1 rRNA gene (running past one end of the window) is annotated in these 1,727 nt (G+C 58.0%); it reads right to left on the bottom strand.

Annotated elements, in window-relative coordinates:
- Nucleotides 1-1,705: ribosomal RNA gene (locus tag AB0399_RS40295) — 23S ribosomal RNA — on the bottom strand (it extends 1,291 nt beyond the left edge of the window).
- Nucleotides 1,706-1,727 lie beyond the last annotated feature (22 nt).

The raw sequence follows: 1,727 nt of genomic DNA, 5'->3' as shown, positions 1-1,727 counted from the left end.
GACGTCCTACACCCTTACCCCGGGACAACCACCGCCCGGGCTGGACTACCTTCCTGCGTCACCCCATCGCTTACCTACTACAAGTCCGGTTCAGCGGCTCCACCACTCCCCCTCACTCCGAAGAGATCAGAGGCGGCTTCACGGCCTTAGCATCGCTCGGTTCAGTACTGGGCGTTTCAAAGCGGGTACCGGAATATCAACCGGTTGTCCATCGACTACGCCTGTCGGCCTCGCCTTAGGTCCCGACTTACCCTGGGCAGATCAGCTTGACCCAGGAACCCTTAGTCAATCGGCGCAAGAGTTTCCCACTCTTGTATCGCTACTCATGCCTGCATTCTCACTCGTGAACCATCCACCACTCGCTTACGCGGCGGCTTCACCCGGCACACGACGCTCCCCTACCCATCCACACTCCCGTTGGGGATATTGCGTGAATGACACGACTTCGGCGGTACGCTTGAGCCCCGCTACATTGTCGGCGCGGAATCACTTGACCAGTGAGCTATTACGCACTCTTTCAAGGGTGGCTGCTTCTAAGCCAACCTCCTGGTTGTCTCTGCGACTCCACATCCTTTCCCACTTAGCGTACGCTTAGGGGCCTTAGTCGATGCTCTGGGCTGTTTCCCTCTCGACCATGGAGCTTATCCCCCACAGTCTCACTGCCGCGCTCTCACTTACCGGCATTCGGAGTTTGGCTAAGGTCAGTAACCCGGTAGGGCCCATCGCCTATCCAGTGCTCTACCTCCGGCAAGAAACACACGACGCTGCACCTAAATGCATTTCGGGGAGAACCAGCTATCACGGAGTTTGATTGGCCTTTCACCCCTAACCACAGGTCATCCCCCAGGTTTTCAACCCTGGTGGGTTCGGTCCTCCACACGGTCTTACCCGCGCTTCAACCTGCCCATGGCTAGATCACTCCGCTTCGGGTCTTGAGCGTGCTACTGAAACGCCCTATTCGGACTCGCTTTCGCTACGGCTCCCCCACACGGGTTAACCTCGCAACACACCGCAAACTCGCAGGCTCATTCTTCAAAAGGCACGCAGTCACGAGATGCCAAGCAAGCTCGACATCCGACGCTCCCACGGCTTGTAGGCACACGGTTTCAGGTACTATTTCACTCCGCTCCCGCGGTACTTTTCACCATTCCCTCACGGTACTATCCGCTATCGGTCACCAGGGAATATTTAGGCTTAACGGGTGGTCCCGCCAGATTCACACAGGATTTCTCGGGCCCTGTGCTACTTGGGTGATCTCCAAGAGAGCCGTACAGATTTCAGCTACGGGGGTCTTACCCTCTACGCCGGACCTTTCGCATGTCCTTCGCCTACCCATACGGTTTCTGACTCTCCGACCGGCCGGCAGACCGATCAAGGAAACTCCCACAACCCCGCACACGCAACCCCTGCCGGGTATCACACGCATACGGTTTGGCCTCATCCGGTTTCGCTCGCCACTACTCCCGGAATCACGGTTGTTTTCTCTTCCTGCGGGTACTGAGATGTTTCACTTCCCCGCGTTCCCTCCACATGCCCTATGTGTTCAGGCATGGGTGACAGCCCATGACGACTGCCGGGTTTCCCCATTCGGACACCCCCGGATCACAGCTCGGTTGACAGCTCCCCGGGGCCTATCGCGGCCTCCCACGTCCTTCATCGGTTCCTGGTGCCAAGGCATCCACCGTGCGCCCTTAAAAACTTGGCCACAGATGCTCGCGTCCACTATG

The sequence above is a fragment of the Streptomyces sp. NPDC088194 genome (genome assembly GCF_040702025.1).
Classification (GTDB): Bacteria; Actinomycetota; Actinomycetes; order Streptomycetales; family Streptomycetaceae; genus Actinacidiphila.
This window is presented reverse-complemented; position numbering and strand designations above follow the sequence as displayed.